The 20,291-nt window shown below is 69.3% G+C and carries 13 protein-coding genes; 10 read left to right on the plus strand and 3 right to left on the minus strand.

Going from position 1 to position 20,291, the window contains the following annotated elements:
* Positions 1-12 precede the first annotated feature (12 nt).
* Positions 13-2,355, plus strand: a complete 2,343-nt coding sequence (locus QBJ89_RS10345; RefSeq protein WP_277980425.1) for a glycoside hydrolase family 95 protein — start codon at positions 13-15, stop codon at positions 2,353-2,355.
* Between the two features lie 203 nt (positions 2,356-2,558).
* Here the strand turns inward: QBJ89_RS10345 and QBJ89_RS10350 are convergent, their stop codons facing one another.
* Positions 2,559-4,217 carry a glycoside hydrolase family 43 protein gene (locus tag QBJ89_RS10350; RefSeq protein ID WP_277980426.1) on the minus strand — a complete coding sequence of 553 codons (1,659 nt, stop codon included), beginning with the start codon at positions 4,215-4,217 and terminating at the stop codon, positions 2,559-2,561.
* Between the two features lie 308 nt (positions 4,218-4,525).
* Here QBJ89_RS10350 and QBJ89_RS10355 point away from each other — a divergent pair, with 308 nt between their 5' ends.
* The 9 genes from QBJ89_RS10355 (at position 4,526) to QBJ89_RS10395 (ending at position 18,152) form a co-directional block, all read left to right on the plus strand.
* The gene (locus tag QBJ89_RS10355; RefSeq protein WP_277980427.1) at positions 4,526-5,716 is read left to right on the plus strand and encodes an alpha/beta hydrolase-fold protein; all 1,191 of its coding nucleotides are present in this window, start codon (positions 4,526-4,528) and stop codon (positions 5,714-5,716) included.
* Positions 5,717-6,173: 457 nt separating this feature from the next.
* Entirely contained in the window at positions 6,174-9,194 is a 3,021-nt protein-coding gene (locus QBJ89_RS10360) for a TonB-dependent receptor plug domain-containing protein (protein ID WP_277980450.1), read from the plus strand.
* Between the two features lie 114 nt (positions 9,195-9,308).
* Positions 9,309-10,025 (plus strand): GntR family transcriptional regulator, encoded by a 717-nt coding sequence (locus QBJ89_RS10365; RefSeq protein ID WP_277980428.1) that lies wholly within the window; start codon positions 9,309-9,311, stop codon positions 10,023-10,025.
* Between the two features lie 92 nt (positions 10,026-10,117).
* Complete coding sequence (locus QBJ89_RS10370; RefSeq protein WP_277980429.1) at positions 10,118-11,518, plus strand: amidohydrolase family protein; 1,401 nt, start codon at positions 10,118-10,120, stop codon at positions 11,516-11,518.
* A complete protein-coding gene (locus QBJ89_RS10375; RefSeq protein WP_277980430.1) occupies positions 11,515-12,849 on the plus strand; it encodes an MFS transporter in 1,335 nt (444 codons plus the stop codon). Before QBJ89_RS10370 ends, QBJ89_RS10375 begins: the two co-directional genes overlap by 4 nt.
* A 17-nt stretch (positions 12,850-12,866) precedes the next feature.
* Positions 12,867-14,111, plus strand: a complete 1,245-nt coding sequence (locus tag QBJ89_RS10380; RefSeq protein WP_277980431.1) for an iron-containing alcohol dehydrogenase — start codon at positions 12,867-12,869, stop codon at positions 14,109-14,111.
* Between the two features lie 17 nt (positions 14,112-14,128).
* Positions 14,129-15,595, plus strand: a complete 1,467-nt coding sequence (locus QBJ89_RS10385; RefSeq protein ID WP_277980432.1) for an NAD-dependent succinate-semialdehyde dehydrogenase — start codon at positions 14,129-14,131, stop codon at positions 15,593-15,595.
* On the plus strand, positions 15,592-17,703 hold the full coding sequence (locus QBJ89_RS10390) for a PQQ-binding-like beta-propeller repeat protein (protein WP_277980433.1): 2,112 nt from the start codon (positions 15,592-15,594) through the stop codon (positions 17,701-17,703). Before QBJ89_RS10385 ends, QBJ89_RS10390 begins: the two co-directional genes overlap by 4 nt.
* An 11-nt stretch (positions 17,704-17,714) precedes the next feature.
* Complete coding sequence (locus QBJ89_RS10395) at positions 17,715-18,152, plus strand: c-type cytochrome (protein WP_277980434.1); 438 nt, start codon at positions 17,715-17,717, stop codon at positions 18,150-18,152.
* Between the two features lie 150 nt (positions 18,153-18,302).
* Here QBJ89_RS10395 and QBJ89_RS10400 read toward each other — a convergent pair whose 3' ends face one another.
* Both QBJ89_RS10400 and QBJ89_RS10405 read right to left on the minus strand, forming a co-directional pair.
* The gene (locus tag QBJ89_RS10400) at positions 18,303-19,079 is read right to left on the minus strand and encodes an enoyl-CoA hydratase (protein WP_277980435.1); all 777 of its coding nucleotides are present in this window, start codon (positions 19,077-19,079) and stop codon (positions 18,303-18,305) included.
* Complete coding sequence (locus QBJ89_RS10405) at positions 19,076-20,263, minus strand: CaiB/BaiF CoA transferase family protein (protein ID WP_277980436.1); 1,188 nt, start codon at positions 20,261-20,263, stop codon at positions 19,076-19,078. Before QBJ89_RS10405 ends, QBJ89_RS10400 begins: the two co-directional genes overlap by 4 nt.
* Positions 20,264-20,291 lie beyond the last annotated feature (28 nt).

Raw genomic sequence — 20,291 nt, forward strand, 5'->3', positions numbered from 1 at the left:
GGAAGAACGATCATGACTCAGCGAAAAGGGATGACGCGACGCGGCGCGATCGGCGCGGCGGCGGGAACAGCGGCGCTCGGCGCGCTGCCCGCGCATGGCGAGGACGGAGCGGCCGACCGCCAGCGGCTCTGGTACCGCCAGCCCGCGACCGTGTGGACCGAGGCGCTGCCGGTCGGTAACGGCCGGCTCGGCGCGATGGTGTTCGGCGGCACCGCGCGCGAGCGGATCCAGCTCAACGAGAGCAGCCTGTGGGGCGGGGGGCCGTATGATCCGGTGAACCCTGCGGCGCGTGCGGCCCTGCCCGAGGTGCGCCGGCTGATCGCGGCGGGGCGCTACGCCGAGGCGCAGGCGCTCGCCAACGCCAAGGTGATGGCGCAGCCGCTCAGCCAGATGTCGTACCAGCCGATCGGCGACCTGATCCTGGAGCTGCCAGGTCTCGGTGCGACGAGCGACTATCACCGCGAGCTCGATCTCGACGCGGCACTGGCCACCACCGCCTTCACCGCGGGCGGGGTGCGATACCGCCGACGCGTGCTGGCATCGCCGGTCGATCAGGTCATCGCGGTGGAGCTCGCCACCGATCGCCCCGGCGCGATCGACCTCGACGTCGCGCTCACCACGCCGCAGCGCGGCGCTGTGACCGCCGCCGGTGACACGCTTGCGCTCGACGCGCGCGCGCCCGACGAGCACGGCGTCGCAGGCGCCACGCGGCTGGCGGCGCGCGTGCGGGTACTGGTGCGTGGCGGCACCCTGAGCGCGCGCGAGGGACGTCTGACGATCCGCGGCGCCGCCGCGGTGACCGTGCTGGTCGCGCTGGCGACAAGCTACCGTCGCTTCGATGACGTCGGCGGCGACGCCGGCGCGATCGCGGCGGCGCAGCTCGCGCGCGCGGCGACGACGCCGTTCGCACGGCTCGCCGCCGACACCGCGCGCGAGCACCGCCGGCTCTTCCGCCGCGTCACGCTCGACCTCGGCCGCACCGCCGCGGCCGAGCGGCCGACCGACGAGCGCGTGCGTGCCAGCCAGCAAAGCGACGACCCCGCGCTGGCGCAGCTCTACTTCGATTACGGCCGTTATCTGCTGATCTGCTCGTCGCGCTCCGGCGGCCAGCCCGCCAATCTGCAGGGCTTGTGGAACGAGAGCGTCAAGCCGCCATGGGGCTCGAAGTACACGATCAACATCAACACCGAGATGAATTACTGGCCGGCCGAGGCGACCGGGCTGGCCGAGTGCACCGCTCCGCTGGTGCAGATGGTGCGCGAGCTGGCGGAGACGGGCGAGCGCACCGCGCGTGCGATGTACGGGGCGCGCGGCTGGGTGGCGCATCACAATACCGACGGCTGGCGCGCCACCGCGCCGATCGACGGGGCGCAATATGGCCTGTGGCCGACCGGCGGCGCGTGGCTCTGCACGCATTTGTGGGACCGCTACGACTACGGCCGCGACCTCGATTATCTTCGCTCGGTCTACCCGCTGATGCGCGGCGCCGCGCTGTTCTTCCTCGATACGCTACAGGTCGACGCGACGAGCGGCAGGCTGGTGACCAGCCCGTCGCTCTCGCCCGAGAACGTCCACCCGCGCGGCGCTGCGATCTGTGCCGGCCCGGCGATGGACCAGCAGATCCTGCGCGACCTGTTCGAGCAGACCGCGCGCGCTGCTTCGCTGCTCGGCACCGACGCGGCGTTCGCGGGGGAGCTCGTCGCGGCGCGCGCGCGGCTCGCTCCGGACAAGATCGGTGCGCAGGGCCAATTGCAGGAGTGGCAGGAGGACTGGGACGCTGCCGCGCCCGAGCCGCACCATCGCCATGTCTCGCACCTGTACGGCCTGTTCCCGAGCACGCAGATCGACGTCGAGCGCACGCCCGCGCTGGCCGTGGCGGCGCGGCGCTCGCTCGAGCTGCGCGGCGACGAGTCGACCGGCTGGGCCACCGCCTGGCGTGCCAATCTGTGGGCGCGGTTGCGCGACGGCGAGCGCGCGCACCGCATCCTTGCCTATCTGCTCGGCCCCGAGCGGACCTACCCCAATCTGTTCGACTCGCACCCGCCGTTCCAGATCGACGGCAATTTCGGCGGCGCGCGCGCGATCGCGGAAATGCTGATGCAGAGCGACGGCGACGAGATCCTGCTGCTCCCGGCGTTGCCCCGCGCTTGGCCGAGCGGCGCATTGCGCGGGCTGCGCGCCCGCGGCGCGCGGCGGGTCGACCTGACATGGCGTGCGGGGGTGGTCGAGCGTGTGGTGGTCACTGCCGACGCGGCGGGGTCGGTGACGGTGCGCGCCGGCACGGCCCGCGTCAACGCGCGACTGGGCGCGGGCGAGGTGCTGCGGCTGCGCGGGCCGGACTTGCGGCGCGGCTAACCCGCGCCTTCGTGTTCGGGTAAGGGCGAGTCCTTCATCTGCGCCCAGGCGTCATCCCGGACTTGGTCCGGGATCCACCGTGCCGCGAGCGCCTCGGGCCGGCGCACGAGCGGATGGATGGACCCCGCAACAAGTCCGCGGTGACGACGAGCGACATGCCCGATGCTGGCGTGCCACGCCGCCGCTGCTGCACCCGCTCCCTGTCACGGCGCCTCGACGAACGGCCCGATGACGGTGCCGACGAAACCACCCGCGCGCTGCGTGCTGAGGAACGTCGTGTCGAGCCGGTCGGTCAGCGTTTGTTTCCTGCCGCCGATCGCATAGTCGAACGCCATCGTCCCGCCGTCGGCGCGGATCGTCAGCGTCACCGCGCCGCCAGCATCGACCGGCGCCGAGGCGACCAGCGTATCGTTGTGCGCCAAATCACGCTTGTACAACGCTACGACCGTCTTGCCGCCGAGGCGCGTGACGGCGAACTCGAGCAACGAGCGGTCGTTCTGCACCGCCGCCAGCCCGGCGCGCGCGCCGTCGCGCTCGGGCATGAAGCGCAGCACCGTCGACACCGTGGCGACATGGTGCTGCTGGCGCCGACCGAGAAAGGCGGGCGTGCCGCTCAGGTCGCCGAAGCGTGCGGCCGGGCGCAGCTCGAGCGCCCCCCCGGCGAGCCGGTAGAAGCGCTGGCGCGGCGTGCGGATGCCGATCCATTGCATGCCGAGCTCGCCGCCGTCGAACTCGTCGACATAGCCGAAGTCGCCGCTGGTCGGCAGCGCCGGAGCCGGGCCGGCGGGAAGCCGCGGCCGCGTGGCGGTGAAGGGGATCGCGCGGCCACGCTCCAGGATGTGCGGCCAGCCGTCTCGCCACGTCACTGGCAGCAGGAAGGTCTCGCGTCCGATATTGTAATGTCCGTCCGCATAGGGCCGCGTCGCCAGGAAGGTCGCCCACCAGTCGCCGCTCTGCGTCTGCACCAGCTTGGCGTGTCCTGCCGATGTGACCGGATGCGCGCGGTCGGACGGCAGATCGCGCTGGGTCAGGATCGGATTGCCGGCATAGGGCGTGAAGGGTCCCCGCAGCGCGCGCGAGCGGAACACTACCTGCGAATGGTTGTCGCCGGTGCCGCCCTCCGCCGCGGTGAGATAGTAGAAGCCGTCTTTCTTGAGGAGGTGAGGCCCCTCGATCCACACCGGCTTGGTGGCGAGATCGACGCCGCCGTTGACGAGCTGCGTGCTCTCCCCGACCATCTTGCCCGCGCGCCAGTCGTACTCCTGCACCCACAGCGCGCGGTGGCCGTCGTAGCGCGGTGGTTCGTTCGGCGCGCGGTTGTTGATGATGTAGGCCCGATCGCCCTCCCAGAAGATGGACGGGTCGATGCCTTCGAACGGCAGCCAGATCGGCTTGGACCAGGGGCCAGCCGGATCGCGCGCGGTGATGACGAAGTTGCCGCCGCAGGAGACGCAGGTGTTGGCGATGTAGAAGACGCCGGCGTGGTACGAGATGTCGGGCGCGAACACCGCCTCCGAGACGCGTCGACCGGTAAAGTCGAGCTGGTCAGGCCGGTCGATCGCGTTGCCGATCTGGGTCCAGTCGACGAGGTTCTTGGAGTGGAACACGGGCAGGCCGGGGAAGTGCGCGAACGACGAGTTGACGAGGTAGTAATCGTCGCCGACGCGCGTGACCGAAGGGTCCGGATAATAGCCGCTTACAACGGGGTTGCGGTACTGGCCGGCGCGCAGCGGCGCCTGTTCCTGCGTGCGGCCCTGATAGGTGAAGCGTTCGAAGCGCGCGACCTGGGCGGCGGTGGGGGCACTGACGACCGTCAGCAGCGTGGCCGCACCCATGCCCATCCGCATTACGACCCGACGCATCTCGCCTCTCCTTCTTTTGCAGCCGCACCGTACGAGTTACCGCTATCATGACAAGCGCGGGCCAACGTTCCGCATCATCCTCAACTCGCTTCAGGATCCACGATGCCGCACCAGCAGCGGACGCGGCGATTTTGGACGGGTGGATCCTCGAACGAGTGCAGCATGACGCAAGGGTGAGAAGGGGCGTGCCGGTGGCTACTGGCACCACTAATCTCGGCGGCTTGCACCCCTTCCGGAATGCTGTAGAACATATCAGATAGGATTCGTCGAGCCGTGTAGAGCAGCGCGAACCAGGAGGGGAGAGGGTGATGAGACTAGCTCGTGCCACCATGATCGCGTGCCTCGTCGCCGGTGCACCGACGATGGCGCAGACGACCGCGCCCGCTCCACCCGCTTCGGTGGCGGAGGACTTCAAGCCTTCGTCGCTCAACCAACCCGGCCAAGCCTATCCGCAGGTCAACTCGCAGGGGTACGTCCGCTTCCGTGTCACCGCGCCGGAGGCGAAGGCGGTGCGCGTCAGCCTCGGTCTCGGCGGCCGCGGCGGCACCGTGCTGACGAAGGCGGCGGACGGCAGCTGGACGGGCACGTCGGAGGGGCCGCTCGATGAGGGCTTCCATTATTACCACCTCACTGTCGACGGCGGCACCTTCAACGATCCGGGCACGCTCAATTTCTACGGCTCGACGCGGTGGGAGAGCGGGATCGAGATCCCCGCGCGCGACGCCGACTTCTATGCGGTGAAGGACGTGCCGCACGGCCGCGTCGAGCAGATCCTGTTCGCCTCGCCGAGCACGCGCACGCATCGCCGCGCCTTCGTCTATACGCCGCCCGGCTATGACGCGGCGGATGGCAAGCGCTACCCGGTCCTCTACCTCCAGCACGGCTGGGGCGAAGACGAGACCGCCTGGTCCAACCAGGGCCATGCCAATCTCATCATGGACAACCTGCTTTCCGCCGGGAAGGCGACGCCGTTCCTCATCGTCATGACCTATGGCATGACCAACGACGTCCGACCCGGCAGCCCGGGTGGGCTCGCCAGCTTCGACATCACGCCATTCCGCACCGTGCTGGTCGACGAGCTCATCCCCTATGTCGACCGCCACTATCGCACCCTTGCAGACGCCCCGCACCGCGCGCTGGCGGGGCTGTCGATGGGCGGCTTCGAGACCAAGCTGATCGCGCCCAAGAGCCTCGACACGTTCGGCGCGATCGGGCTGCTGAGCGGCGGTACCATCGCACCCGAGGACGTCGCCGCGGCACCGGGCTACAAGGACAAGGTGCGGCTCACCTTCGTCAGCTACGGCAGCCGCGAGCTCGAGGACGGGCGGACCCGCGGCGGTCCGGGGCGGCCGAGCACCGATCCGCGTGCCAACGCGGAGGCGTTGAAGCGGGCGGGACTTAACAGCGTCTTCTACGTGTCGCCGGATACCGGGCACGAGTTCCTGTCGTGGCGGCGCAGCCTGTACCAGATGGCGCCGTTGCTGTTTCGCGACCGGTAGCGGCAGCCTCGATCTTACCTGTTGTTTTGCAAGCGACAATCTCTTGGCGGCGAAGCGCCGCCAGCGCCCACCGACCGAATAGTCACTGCGCGTTTTTATTAACGAGAGAGTGTTGACACCGAAAGAAGCATGATTACGCTTCGATGGTAACGTTACCGTAAGCGGCTAGCGATCGAATCGATCCGTTGATCGAAGGGGCATGTCCGCAAGCGACCGGAGAGCGTGCGAGAGGAGGAGGGTGACGCACCATCGCCGCGGCGATGGGAGAAGCTTTTGCTACGAAGCGCGGACGAGCACCGTACCGGGGTCAACGACGATCGCTGGGACAATGACTTGTCACAAGCGCCCGACTTGCACCGCGACGTTTAGAAGAAGTGCGGCTCATGGCGGAGCCGACTGCCGCACACTGCTGCCGATCAGAGATAAACGACACAAACTCTTGGAGGAGGGGACGATGATGAGAGCCACCACGAGCGCACGCCGCGCCGGGATGCGGGGCGGCGTGGCCTTCGCCGCGCTGGTCGCCGCGACCGCGCTGCCGGCAGCCGCCTGGGCACAGTCGGCACCGGCCGGGCAGGAAGCGGGGGCCGCGACGACGCCGCCCGAGGTGCCGCCACAGCTCGACACCACCGCGGGTTCCACCGCGCAGCCCGAACAGGACGGCGCGGGCGCGCGCGATGCCGCCGCGCAGGACATCATCGTCACGGGATCGCGCATCACCACGGGCGGCTTCACCGCGCCGACGCCGACGACCGTGATCGACTCCGGCGCGATCGCGGCCAATGCGCAGCCCAACGTCTTCACCACCATCTCGCAGCTGCCCTCGCTGCAGGGCTCGTCCGGCACCAGCGTCAACACCTTCAGCACCTCGAGCGGCGCGCAGGGGCTGAGCTCCTTCTCGCTGCGCGGCGTGGGTGCGATCCGGACGCTGACGCTGATCGACGGTCAGCGCGTCGTCGGCGCCAACGTCACCGGCGTGCCCGACGTCAGCCAGTTCCCGCAGCTGTTGATCAAGCGCGTCGACGTCGTCAACGGCGGCGCCTCGGCGTCCTATGGGTCGGACGCGGTCGGCGGCGTGGTCAACTTCATCACCGACACGCGCTTCAAGGGCGTGAAGGGTAACGTCCAGGGCGGCATCACCGATTACGGCGACAACGAGCAGGTGCTGGTCCAGCTCGCCGCCGGTACCAGCCTGCTCGAGGATCGCCTGCATATCGTCGGCAGCACCGAATATGCGCGCGACGAGGGCGTCGGCGGTGGCGAGTTCGGTATCGGTCTCGCCGGCGGGCGCGACTGGTTCAAGCAGACCACGCTGGTCAACCGCAACGTCACCAACGACGGCTCGCCGCAATATGTGCTGCGCGACTATGCGCAGTCGATCACCTTCACCAAATACGGCCTGATCACCGCCGGGCCGCTTCAGGGCACCGCGTTCGACCAGTCGGGTAATCCGTTCCAGTTCCAATATGGTTCGGGCGGCGTGCCGTCGCGCACGTCATCGGGCGCGGTGATCGGCTGCTTCGCCGGTTTCTGCCAGGGCGGTGACCTGTCCGGCAACGTCGACGCCGGCCGTTCACTGCTGTCGGGGCTGGAGCGGATCAATAGCTATGGTCGGATCGGCTTCGACTTCGCGCCCAACAACGAGATCTACGTCAGCTCGAACATCGCGCAGGTGAAGACCAACAACCAGCCGGTCGGCGGGCAGAACCGCCCCGCGCTGACGATCCAATGCGCCAATCCCTATGTGCCGACCCAGGTCAAGGCGGCGTGCGCGACGGCGGGGATCACCAGCTTCCAGTTCGGCACCAGCAACGCCGCGCTCGGCAACACCCAGGTCCACACCGACCGGCGGCAATACCGCTTCGTCGTCGGCGCCAAGGGCCGGCAGCCGGTGTTCGGCTCGGACTGGAGCTACGACATCTACGTCGAGCACGGTACCAACAAGACCAAGATCGACGTTGACAACATCCTGCTGACGCAGCGTTATAACAACGCCATCAACGCGACCACCTTGGACGGCGCGATCGTCTGCGCCAACCCGGTCGCGCGCGCGGCGGGCTGTCAGCCGCTCAACGTCTTCGGCGGCAACCCATCGCAGCAGGCGCTCGACTACGTCATGCCCGCCAACGGCCCGCGCCAGCGCACGCGCCAGACGCAGGACGTCGCCAGCCTCAACTTCTCGGGCTCGCCGTTCAGCTCCTGGGCAGGACCGATATCGGTCGCGTTCGGCGGCGAGTTCCGGCACGAATTCTACAAGGTCACCGCCGATCCTTACGGCGCGGGCGTTGACAATCAGCCGTACGATTCGATCTACCCGTTCGATCCGCTTCAGCTGCCCGCGGGCAACAATTGGTATGCCGGCAATTACAAGAACGGCACCGGCGCCTACAGCGTGAAGGAGGCCTTCGTCGAGGTCGCCGTGCCATTGCTCGACGGGGATTCGGTGGGTCGCGCCAGCGTCAGTGGCGCTGCGCGCGTGACCGATTACAGCACCTCAGGCACGGTCTGGGCGTGGAAGGTCGGCGGTACCTGGGACCTGCCGATCGACGGCTTCCGCCTGCGCGGCGTGACCTCGCGCGACGTGCGCGCGCCCAACCTGTCGGAGCTGTTCGCCGCTCCCGTCACGACGACGCAGCCGAACTTCTTCGACCCGTTCCGCAACGTCAACGTGCTCGCGATCCAGAACACGATCGGCAACCCGAACCTGACGCCGGAGATCGCGCGCAACACCACCGCGGGCATCGCCTTCTCCGGATCGAGCTGGGCGCCGGGTCTGAGCCTGTCGTTCGACTGGTACAAGCTCAAGATCACCGACGTGATCTCGAGCCTGGGCGCGGGCGACATCGTCGACCTGTGCTATCGCAACATCCTGCCCAGCACCTGCAGCGCCTTTAACCTGAACAACCAGGCGGGACCGAACTTCATCAACGTCCAGGCCTTCAACCTGGCGTCGATCGACACCTCCGGCTTCGACATCGAGGCGAGCTATCGCTGGCAGCGGCCGCTGGGCCTGCCCGGACGGCTCACCGTCCGCGCGCTGGCGACGCACATCAGCAAGTTCGTCACCGACACCGGGCTCGCCGGCACGATCCCCAACGACACCGCAGGGAACAACAACGGCAACACGCCCGACTGGAAGTGGCTGGCGGTGCAGACCTACGAGGGCGACGACTTCTCGCTGCTGCTGCAGGAGCGCTGGTTCAGCGACGGCACGCTCGGCAACCAATATGTCGTCTGCGCGCCCGGCACCTGCCCGGTGTCGACCAACCAGCATCCCACGATCGACCAGAACTTCATGCCCGGCGCCTTCTACATGGACGTGGGCGGGACGTTCAACATCACCGAGGCGGTCACCGCCTATGCCAAGGTGGACAACCTCTTCAACCGCGACCCGGCCAAGTCGCCGTCCTTCGTCAATCCGGCGTTGTACGACGTGCTCGGGCGGACCTACCGGCTGGGCGTCCGCTTCAGCTTCTGATCCGGCCGGCGGCCCGCGCGTCACGCGCGCGGGCCGCTGTCGTCTGCTACTTACCTTCATCGTATAAAACCTATAGGATCGCGTTCGTTTCCCTCTCGGACCGGCGAACCCCACTTGCGGCAGATCGACACGAAGAGCTCCGTTCCCGTCTCCTCCCGTGCCGCGCGGCCGGCGCCCGGGCCGACGATGGTGGAGCGCGCCTACGATCACCTGCTCGACATGCTGATGAGCCTCAAGATCGCGCCGGGCGAGCGGATCGCGATCGACACCGTCGCCCGTCAGCTCGGCATCTCGCAGACCCCCGTTCGCGAGGCGATGAGCCAGCTCGAGGCGGAGAAGCTGGTCTACAAGATGCCGAACGTCGGCTATCGCGCCAGCCCGCAGATGACGCGCCACGAGGTGCGCGATCTCTATACGCTGCGGCAGCTGATCGAGCCTTATGCCGCCGCGCGCGCCGCGGAGGCCATGACCGATGAGGCGATCGCGACGCTGCGCGCGATCGACCGCGACATGTCGGGCGTGGCCGACGGCGACGCGCGCGCCTACTCGCGCTTCGCCGAGGCCGATGCCGCGCTCCACCGATTGATCGCGACAGCCAGCGGAAACCGCCTGATCGCGGACACGATCGAGCGGCTCCACGCGCACCTGCACATCTTCCGCGCGCTCTACGCCACCAACGCGCCGCACGAGGCCGCGCGCGAGCATCGGGCCATCATCGACGCGCTGGTCGCGCATGATGCCGCAGCCGCCGAGACCGCGGTGCGTCACCACCTGCAATGCTCACAGCAGCGGATGGATCACGTGCTCGCGCAGGGCACGGCAACCGACTGAGATCATTCGTGTTGAGCGCCGCTACGGCGCTTGACAGCCTTCCGGCCCCTACTTAGTCAGATCATATAGGATATGACATGGAGGGGAAAGCGATGCGGCGGATTCGCCCAAGTCGCACGCGGGGTCTAGCCCGCGTCGGCGTCGCGCTGGCGGCGATGTGCCTTGCCGTGCCAGTGACGGCGGAGACGGTCGTGCTCGACCATGTCACGCTGTTTGACGGCACCGGCAGCGCGCCGCGCCCCGACCAGGCGCTGGTGATGACTGACGGGCGGATCAGCTGGGTCGGTCCGGCCAAGCGGCGCCCCGCGGCCAAGGGCGCCACCGTTACCGATCTACGCGGCAAGTTCCTGATGCCCGGGCTGATCGACAGCCACGTCCATCTCGGGCTGGTCAACGGGGTCGATCAGAACTTCACCAAATACTACGACCGCGCCAACATCGACGCGCAGCTGAAGCTCTATGCGGCGTACGGCGTCACCTCGGTCTACACGCTCGGCACCGACGGCGACCTGATCCACCAGGTGATCGCGGACCAGCGCCGCGCCGGACGAATCGATATGGCACGCGCCTACACCGCCGGCCGCGGCGTGGTGTACAAGGGCAGCTACGGCGGGGTGCCGGGTCTCGATCAGTCGGTGGCCACGCCGGCCGAGGCGACCGCGATGGTCCAGCGCGAGACCGCCAAGGGTGACGACTTCGTCAAATTGTGGATGGACGACGAGTTCGGCACGGTCGCCAAGCGCATGCCCTATCCGGTCAGCCAGGCGGTGATCGACGCGGCGCACGCGGCGGGCAAGCAGTCCGCGGCGCATATCTTCTACTACGACAACGCCGCCGAGCTGACGCGCGAGGGCGTCGACGTCTTCATGCATCAGGTGCGTGACCGCGTCGCCGATCCGGCGCTCGTCGGCGCGATGAAGGCGCGCGGTACGTGGCAGCTCGCCTCGACGCTCAGCCGCGAGGCGAGCTTCACCTACACGCTGCTGCCGTTCGTCGACGATCCGTTCTTCTCGCGCGGGGTCGCGCCGTCGACGATCGCCACGCTGAAGAGCCAGGAGCGCCAGCAAAAGCTTGCGGCCTCGCCGCTGTTCCCGAAGTATCCGCCGGTGCTGCGCAACGCGATGGCCAGCCTCGCCGCCGAGGTGAAGGGCGGGGTGCGCTACGGCATGGGGACCGACAGCGGCCCGACCGCGCGTTTCCCGGGCTATTTCGCGCATTGGGAGCTGGAGCTGATGGTCAAGGCGGGCCTGACACCGCTCCAGGCGCTCACCGCCGCGACCGGCACCAACGCCAGCTTCCTGCGCGAGAACGAGAGCGGCGTGCTCAAGCCTGGCAAATGGGCCGACCTGCTCGTGCTCGACCGCGATCCGACGCGCGACATCCGCAACACGCGCGCGATCAACGCGGTCTATGTCGCCGGCCGCAAGGTGCCGACGATCTGGCAGACCTGCACCGGCCGCGCCGCCGAGGCGTGCGGCACGGCGCGCCCGTGAGCGCCTCGGGCGCCTTGGCCGAGCCCGTGGCGCCCGTCGCCGGGGAAGCGGGCGAGCACGCCGCTCGTCCAACGCGCGTGCGCCACGCGGTGCTGTGGCTGACCGTTCTGGCCTATCTGATCACCTATATGGATCGCGTGGTGATCGCCACCGCGGCGCCGTCGATCCAGAAGGAATTTGACTTCTCGCTCGTCACGATGGGCTGGATCTTCGCAGCGTTCCAATTCGCCTATGCGCTGTTCCAGATCCCGGGCGGCTGGCTCGGCGACCGCTTCGGGCCGCGCCGCGCGCTGACCGGCGTGGTGGTGTGGTGGTCGACCTTCACGGCGGCGACCGCGCTGACCTGGTCGGCGGGCTCGATGATGGTGTGCCGTTTCCTCTTCGGCCTGGGCGAGGCGGGCGCTTTCCCGATCGCGACGCGCTCGCTGTCGCGCTGGATGCTGCCCGCCGAGCGCGGCTGGGCGCAGGGCCTCACCCACGCCGGCGCGCGGCTGGGCGGCGCGGTGACCCCGGTGTTCGTGGCGTTGCTGATCCTCGATTTCGGCTGGCGCATGCCGTTCCTGCTGTTCGCCGGCGTCGGGCTCGTCTGGGCGGTGTTCTGGTTCGCTTACTACCGCGACACCCCGCGCGAGCATCGCGGCGTCAACGCGGCCGAGCGCGCGATGATCGAGGGCGCCCTGGGCACTGGGCCGGCGCGTGCCAAGGTGCCGTGGCGCCGGCTGCTGGCGCAGCCGCAGCTGTGGACGCTGTCGGCGATGTATTTCTGCTACGCCTATTGCATCAACATCTTCCTGACCTGGTTCCCGAAGTACCTGCACGACGCGCGCGGCTACGACCTCGCGGTGATGGGGCTGTTCGCGAGCCTGCCGCTGATGGCGGGCGTGGTGGGCGATCTCGCCGGCGGCTGGACCTCGGACCTGCTGGTGAAGCGCGGCGCGGGGCTGAAGATGGCGCGGCGCTCGGTCGCGGTGGTCGGTTTCGTCACCGCCGCGGTGATGATGCCGCTCGCCGCCGCGATCGATGCGCCGATCGCGAGCATCATCTGCTTCTGCGTCGCGGTGTTCGGGCTCGAGCTGACCGTCGGCGTGTCCTGGGCCGTCACGCTCGACATCGGCGGCGAGTTCGCCGGCTCGGTCTCCGCGGTGATGAACACGCTCGGCAACCTCGGCGCGGCGATCGCTGCCGCGGTGACAGGCTATATCGTCACGGTCAGCGGCTGGTTCCCCGCCTTCATGGTGCTCGCGGTGCTGTGCGCGATCGCCGCTCTTCTGTTCCTGCGGATCGACGCGTCGAAGCGGCTCGCCACCGCCGACGAGGTCACCGCGGCATGACTTCTGGAGACACTTCGATGACGTCCGACCCGACCGCGCCCGCATTGTTCGGCGCGGCGCGCCTGCCGCGCTCCATCCTGTTCGGGCGCGGCCAGCGCGCTGCGCTCGGCTCGGCCAGCGCGCGGCTCGGCAAGCGCGCTTTGCTCTGCACCGACGAGCGCCAGGCTGCGCAGCCCGAGTTCACCGCGATGCTCGCCGACCTCGCCGCGCACGGCGTCGAGACGCGCGTGTTCGACGGCACCGTGCCGGATCTGCCGCTGCGCTCGATCGATGCCTGCGTTGCCGCGGCGAGCGGCTTCGACGCCGACGTGGTGATCGGCGTCGGCGGGGGCAGCTCGCTCGACCTCGCCAAGGTGGCGGCGGTGCTGCTCACCCATGGCGGCAGCGTACGCGACTATTACGGCGAGTTCGCGGTGCCCGGCCCGGTGATGCCGCTGGTCGCCGTGCCGACCACCTCGGGCACGGGCTCGGAGGCGACCCCGGTGGCGGTGGTGGCGGACGAGGAGCGCGGCGCCAAGGTCGGCATCGCCAGCCCGCACCTGATCGCGCAGGTGGCGATCTGCGACCCCGAACTGACCGTGACCTGTCCGCCCGCGCTCACCGCTTTCTCGGGCGCGGACGCGCTGACCCACGCGGTGGAGGCCTATACCACGCTGGCGCGCCCGATCGACGCGATGCTGACCGAGCAGCACGTCTTCGTCGGCAAGAACGTGCTGTCGGATCATTTCGCCAAGCTCGCGGTGACGAATGTGTTCCGCTATCTCGAGCGCGCCGTGGTTGACGGCAGCGACATCGAGGCGCGCGAGGGCGTGATGCTCGCGTCGCTCGCGGCGGGTTGCGCCTTCGGGACGGCCGGCACCGCGGCGGCGCACGCGCTGCAATATCCGGTCGGCAACCTCACGCACACGGCGCACGGGCAGGGAGTGGCGACGCTGCTGCCTTATGTCATGCAGTTCAACCGCCCCGCCTGCGCCGACGGTTTCGCCGAGCTCGCCGAGTTGGTCGGGATCGCGGGCGCCACGCCGGCCGAGCGCGCGCAGGCGTTTATCGATGCGGTCGATGCGCTGTTCCAGCGGATCGCCATCCCGCGCTCGCTCGCGGACCTGGGTTTGCGCGCCGATCAGCAGGATCATGTCGCCGAATATTCGCTCAACGCGGCGCGGCTGATCAAGAACAACCCGCGGCCGCTCGATCTCGCCGCGATGCAGACCATCACGCGCGCCGCCTTCGCCGGCGACCGCGCCACGCTCCTCCACGCCTGATGCACGGGACGCCTCCGATGACCAGCTACACTCCGCCGGGCGACGGCCCGTTCGCCATCCCCACCGGCCTGCTGATCGGCGAGCGCTGGACCGCCGCGGCGAGCGGCGCCACCATCGCGGTCGACGATCCCGCCACCGGCGCGACGCTGACCGAGGTCGCCGACGCCGCGGTGGAGGAGGGGATCGCCGCGGTCGACGCCGCCGCCGCCGCCGCGGCGGACTGGGCCGCAACGGCGCCGCGCAAGCGCGCCGACGTGCTGCTCGCCTGCTTCCACGCGATGATGGCGCAGCAGGAGTGGCTCGCGCAGCTGATCTCGCTGGAGAACGGCAAGGCGCTGTCCGACGCCCGCGGCGAGGTGGCCTATGCCGCCGAGTTCTTCCGCTGGTACGCCGAGGAGGCGGTGCGCATTCCCGGCGAGCTCGCCACCTCGCCCGCCGGTGGCAACCGCATCATGGTGCAGTACCAGCCGATCGGGATCGCGCTGCTGATCACGCCGTGGAACTTCCCCGCGGCGATGGCCACGCGCAAGATCGCGCCCGCGTTGGCGGCGGGCTGCACCTGCATCCTCAAGCCTGCGTCGGAAACGCCGCTGACCGCGCTGGCAGTGGCCGAGATCATGCGCCGCGCCGGCGTGCCCGCGGGCGTGGTCAACGTCGTCACCACCAGCCGGCCCGGCCCGGTGTGCAGCGCCATCCTGCACGACCCGCGCGTGCGCAAGCTCTCCTTCACCGGCTCGACCCAGGTCGGCCGCGTGCTGCTGCGCGAGGCGGCGGACCAAGTGATCAGCTCGTCGATGGAACTCGGCGGCAACGCGCCCTTCGTGGTGTTCGACGACGCCGACCTCGACGCCGCGATCGAGGGCGCGATGATCGCCAAGATGCGCAACGCCGGCGAGGCCTGCACCGCGGCCAATCGCTTGTACGTCCAGCGCGGCATCCATGACGCGTTCGTCGCGAAGCTGGTCGAGCGGATGGGCGCGCTGAAGGTCGGCGCAGGAAACGATCCGGCCACCCAGTGCGGCGCGATGATCAACCGCAAGGCGGTGGACAAGATCGAGCGGCTCGTCGCCGATGCGGTAGCCAAGGGTGCCCGTGTCGAGCTTGGCGGCGAGACCCCCGCCGGCGACGGCTATTTCTACCCGCCCTCGGTGATCGCGGACGTCAAGCCCGGCTCCGAGATCCTGCGCGAAGAGGTGTTTGGCCCGGTCGCCGCGGTGACCGCGTTCGACACCGCCGACGAAGCGGTCGCGCTCGCCAACGACACCGAATACGGGCTCGCCGCCTATGTTTATTCGGCCGACCTCAAGCGCGCGCTGGCGGTGGCCGAGCGGATCGAGTGCGGCATGGTCGCGGTCAACCGCGGGCTGGTGTCGGACGCCGCGGCGCCGTTCGGCGGCATGAAGCAGAGCGGTCTCGGGCGCGAAGGGTCGCACCATGGTCTGCTCGAATATTGCGAGGCGAAGTACATCGCGGTGACGTGGTGAGCGCGCCCGGTCTCACCCGCCGCCACCTGCTGGCGGGCACCGCCGCCTCGGCGTTGATCCTTGCGATCGACCCCGCGGCGCTGGCGGCGCCGATGCTGGACGCGGACGCGCCGGCGCCCGACACCGAGTGGCGCAGCTACGCCGCCGACAAGGCGAACACGCGCTACTCGCCGCTTGACCAGATCAACGCCGAGAATTTCAACGACCTCGAGATCGCCTGGAGCGTCAAGACCGACGTGTTCGGCGCGCGCAAGGAATATCAGTTCGAGCCCACGCCGTTGCTGGTGAAGGGGCGCCTGTTCCTCCCCGCCGGTTCGCGCCGTGATTGCGTCGCGCTCGACGCGGCGACGGGCGAGCTGCTGTGGGTCCACCGCGTCGACGAGGGCCAGCGCGCGCTCAACTCGCCGCGCCAGCTTTCCGGCCACGGCGTGTCCTATTGGACGGACGGCAAGGTCGAGCGGATCCTCTATGTCACGATCGGCTATCAGCTGGTCTCGCTCGACGCCAACACGGGCATCCCCGATCCGAACTTCGGCACCAACGGCATCGTCGACCTGAAGAAGGACTTCGACCAGGAGCTCGACGTCGAGACCGCCGACGTCGGCCTCCATGCCACGCCGATGGTCGCGCGCGACACGGTGGTGGTCGGCGCCGCGCATACCGCGGGCGACGTTCCGGCGGTGCGCAAGAACGTGAAGGGCTATATCCGCGGGTTCGATGTGCGCACCGGCAAGCGCAAGTGGATCTTCCACACCATCCCGAAGAAGGGTGAGTTCGGCTACGGCACCTGGCTCAACGGCGACGCCGACGAGGCGGGCAACGGCGGCGCCTGGGCCGAGATGTCCGCGGACGAGGAGCTCGGGCTGGTCTATGTCCCGGTCGAGCTGCCGACCGGCGACGAGATGGGCATGTTCCGCCGCGGCAACGCATTGTTCGGCGAGTCGCTGGTGGCGCTCGACCTCGAGACCGGGCTGCGCCGCTGGCACTATCAGTTCGTCCACCACGGGCTGTGGGACCGCGACGTACCGTGCGCGCCGATCCTGTGCGACATTCCGGTCGGCGGCCGCACCGTCAAGGCGCTCGCCCAGCCGACCAAGCAGGCGTTCCTGTACGTGCTCGACCGCGAGACGGGAAAGCCGATCTGGCCGATTGTCGAGCGCAAGGTCGAGCGCGGCGACGTGCCCGGCGAATGGTACAGCCCGACCCAACCGGTACCGTCCAAGCCGCCCGCCTATGACGTCCAGGGCGTGAGCGAGAACGACCTGATCGACTTCACCCCGGCGCTGCGCGCCAAGGCGGTCGAGTTCGTCAAGTCGTACAAGATCGGCCCGCTCTTCACTCCGCCGACCGTGAGCAAGCCGGGGCGCTGGGGTACGATCTCGGCGCCAGGCGTTCAGGGCGGCACCAACTGGCCCGGTGGCTGCTACGATCCCGAGACTCACATGGTCTACGTCTATTCCAAGACGCAGCCCTCGCTGATGGGAATCGTGCCCAACGACGATGCGAAGGTCTCGGAATTTCCGCAGGTGCACGGCGTCGCCGGGCGAGAGGCGCGCGCGATGCCGGCGATGGGTGCTGGCGGACCGAGGATGCGCAACCTGGAGGCGCCGCCCGCAGGAGCTCCCGCTGGCGGCAAGCCCGCCGGCGCGTCCAAGGGGCCGCCGCCCGGCTTTCTCGCCGTCGACGGCCTGCCGTTGCTCAAGCCGCCCTACGGCCGGATCACCGCGATCGATCTCAGCAAGGGCGATCTCGCCTGGCAGGTCGCGCACGGCGAGACGCCCGACAACGTGCGCAATCATCCCGCGCTCAAGGGGCTCAAGATCCCGCGCACTGGCCGCGCCGGCAATCTCGGCCCGCTGGTGACCAAGACGCTGGTGATCTGCGGCGAGGCGGGTTTCTACACCAACGAATATGGCATCCGCGGCGCGATGCTGCGCGCCTATGACAAGGCCACCGGCGAGGAGAAAGGCGCGGTATACATGACCGCGCCGCAGAGCGGCTCGCCGATGACCTATCGTCTCAAGGGTCGCCAGTATATCGTCGTCGCCACGGGCGGCGGCAACGCCAGCGCGGAGCTGGTTGCCTACCGACTACCGGGAGTAGCGTGATGATGGAGCGGATGACGCGATATGGCCTCTGGGCGCTCGGCGCGGCGGCACTGACGCTCGGCAGCGCGGTGGTGGTGCGCGCGCAAGGCGGGCAGCGGGACGTGTGGAACGGCGTCTACACCGCCGAGCAGGCGGCGCGGGGCAAGGTGGCCTATGCCGAGAATTGCGCCGCCTGCCACGGCGACACGCTCGCCGGCATCGACGTCGCGCCCGCCTTGGTCGGGGGCGGCTTTCTCAACAACTGGAACGGCACCTCGGCGGGCGATCTGTTCTCGCGGATCAAGACGACGATGCCGCTGAGCGCGCCCGGCAGCCTGCCCGGGAAGACCGTCGCCGACATCCAGGCCTATATCTTCGAGGTCAACGGCTTCCCCGCGGGCAAGCTGCCGCTGCCGCCGAGCCAGCCGATGGCGGCCGGTATCATGATCGCGCCCAAGCCGATGGGGTAGGGGGCTAGATCCTCCCCGGCACGGGGACGGGGACCAGCCGAAGGCTGGTGGAGGGGGCTCTTCGCGCGCGACTCGCTCGTGGCGGGACACCTCCCCCATCGCTGCGTAACGGTCCCCCTCTTCGCCAGCCGGGAGGATCTCAGGTCGACCTCACTCCCCCGACCACTCCGGCACGCGCTTGGTCTTGGCCAGGAAGTCCGCCACGCCGCGCCGGAAATCGGCGCTGCCGTATACCTTCGCGATCAGCGGCTCGATGTCGGGCAGGCCGTCGAAGGTCATCCGCCGCAGCGTCTCCTTGGTCGCGCGAGTCGTCAGCGGCGCGTTCTCCGCGGCGCGCGCGCACAGTGCCGCCACCTCGGCGTCGAGCGCCTCGCGCTCCACCACCTTGAGCAGGAAGCCGCTCGCGTGCAGCTCCTCCGCGCCGACGATCTCGCCGAGCAGCACCATCCGCCGCGCCACCCCCACGCCCACCGCGGCGCCGATCCGCGCCACGCTCGCCGCGGAGAGGCAGTTGCCGATCGTGCGCCCGATCGGTGAGCCGAAACGCGCGTCCGGAGTTGCGACGCGGAAGTCGCACGCCGAACTGACGTTGAGTCCGCCGCCGACGGCCCAGCCTTCAACGACCGCGATCGTCGCGCAAGGAATGGCGTCGATCGCGCCCATACACTCGTCGATTTCGCGCTCATAGGCGACGCCCTGCACGCCCTCGGCATAATCGGCGAATTTGGTGATGTCGGTGCCCGAGATGAACGCCTTCCCGCCGGTGCCGCGGAACGTGACCACGCGCACGCCCGGATCGGCGGCGACCGCGCGCGCGGCGTCGCGCAGCGCGAGCCACATCGCCCCGGTCAGCGCATTGTGCGCGGCCGGGTTGTCGAAGCGGATGTGCAGCGCGGCACCGTCGCGCGTGACGACGACGCCGCTCACGCCACCGCCTCAGTCGCGGCGGGCAGCAGCCCGCGCTCGGCCAGTTCGCGGCGGATCTCAGTGTCATGCTCGTTCAGCAGGGGCGGGGGCAGGCGCACCTCCTGTGGCGTGCCGCGCATCTTCACGGGGAAGCCGAGCGCGCGGAACTCGCCCTCGACCGGGTGCGGCACCTGCATCACCATGTCGCGCGCGATCGCCTGTTCACTCGCCACCGCCTCGCCATAGTCCAGGATCGGCGCGGCGGGAACGCCGGCGGCGAGCAGCGCGTCGATCCACTCCTGGCTGGTGCGAGTCACGAAGGTCGGCGCGAGGTCGTCGATCAGCACTTCGCGGTTCGCCACGCGCGCGGCGTTGGTGGCGTAGCGCTCGTCGTCCTGCAGCTCGGGGCGGCCGATCACCTGCAGCAGCTTGAGCCACAGGCCCTGGTTCGCCGCTCCGATCACGAACCAATCGTCCGACGCGCGCACCGCCTGGTAGGGGGCGGACATGCGGTTGGCCGAGCCGATCGGCGTGGGCGCGCGGCCGGTGCCCCAATATTCGGTCGTCTCCCAGATCGACAGACCCATCGCGGCCTCAAGCAGCGACGCGTCGATATATTGTCCCTGGCCCGACGCCTGCCGCCCGATCACCGCGCTAAGGATGCCGTAGACCGAGAACAGCCCGGCGCCGAGGTCCGCCACCGCGATCGAATTCTTGGCCGGCTCCATGCCGGGAAAACCGTTGGAGCTGAGCACGCCCGACATCGCCTGGGCGATCAGGTCGAAGCCGGGGCGCTGCGCCCATGGCCCGGTCTGGCCGAAGCCCGAGATGCTGGCGTAGATCAGGCGCGGGTTGAGCGCGGCGAGCGTATCATAATCGATGCCGAGCCGCTTCGCGACGCCGGGGCGTGCGTTCTCCACCACGATGTCGGCGGTCTGCACCAAGGCGTAGAGCACCGCGCGATCGGCGTCGTCCTTGAGGTCGAGCGTGATGCTGCGCTTGTTGCGGTTCAGCGCGAGGAAGCCCGGACTGTCCTCGCCCTTGAGCCGGAAGCCCATCGAGTGGCGGGTCGAATCGCCGGTGCGTGGCGGCTCGATCTTGATCACGTCGGCGCCCATGTCGCCCAGCAGCATGCAGCAGAACGGCCCCGCCATCACCTGCGAGATATCGAGCACTCTCATGCCCTTCAGCGGCAGGTCCGGCATGTCTGTCTCCTCTCGTGTCGCACGCAGG

The sequence above is a fragment of the Sphingomonas phyllosphaerae genome, from assembly GCF_029623345.1.
Taxonomy (GTDB): Bacteria; Pseudomonadota; Alphaproteobacteria; order Sphingomonadales; family Sphingomonadaceae; genus Sphingomonas; species Sphingomonas phyllosphaerae_C.

Excerpts from the sequence above, each read along its gene's own strand:
- QBJ89_RS10345 (WP_277980425.1), top strand. The coding sequence starts at position 13 with ATGACTCAGCGAAAAGGGATGACGCGACGCGGCGCGATCGGCGCGGCG.
- QBJ89_RS10350 (WP_277980426.1), bottom strand. The coding sequence starts at position 4,217 with ATGCGTCGGGTCGTAATGCGGATGGGCATGGGTGCGGCCACGCTGCTG.
- QBJ89_RS10355 (WP_277980427.1), top strand. The coding sequence starts at position 4,526 with ATGAGACTAGCTCGTGCCACCATGATCGCGTGCCTCGTCGCCGGTGCA.
- QBJ89_RS10360 (WP_277980450.1), top strand. The coding sequence starts at position 6,174 with ATGAGAGCCACCACGAGCGCACGCCGCGCCGGGATGCGGGGCGGCGTG.
- QBJ89_RS10370 (WP_277980429.1), top strand. The coding sequence starts at position 10,118 with ATGCGGCGGATTCGCCCAAGTCGCACGCGGGGTCTAGCCCGCGTCGGC.
- QBJ89_RS10380 (WP_277980431.1), top strand. The coding sequence starts at position 12,867 with ATGACGTCCGACCCGACCGCGCCCGCATTGTTCGGCGCGGCGCGCCTG.
- QBJ89_RS10385 (WP_277980432.1), top strand. The coding sequence starts at position 14,129 with ATGACCAGCTACACTCCGCCGGGCGACGGCCCGTTCGCCATCCCCACC.
- QBJ89_RS10395 (WP_277980434.1), top strand. The coding sequence starts at position 17,715 with ATGACGCGATATGGCCTCTGGGCGCTCGGCGCGGCGGCACTGACGCTC.
- QBJ89_RS10405 (WP_277980436.1), bottom strand. The coding sequence starts at position 20,263 with ATGCCGGACCTGCCGCTGAAGGGCATGAGAGTGCTCGATATCTCGCAG.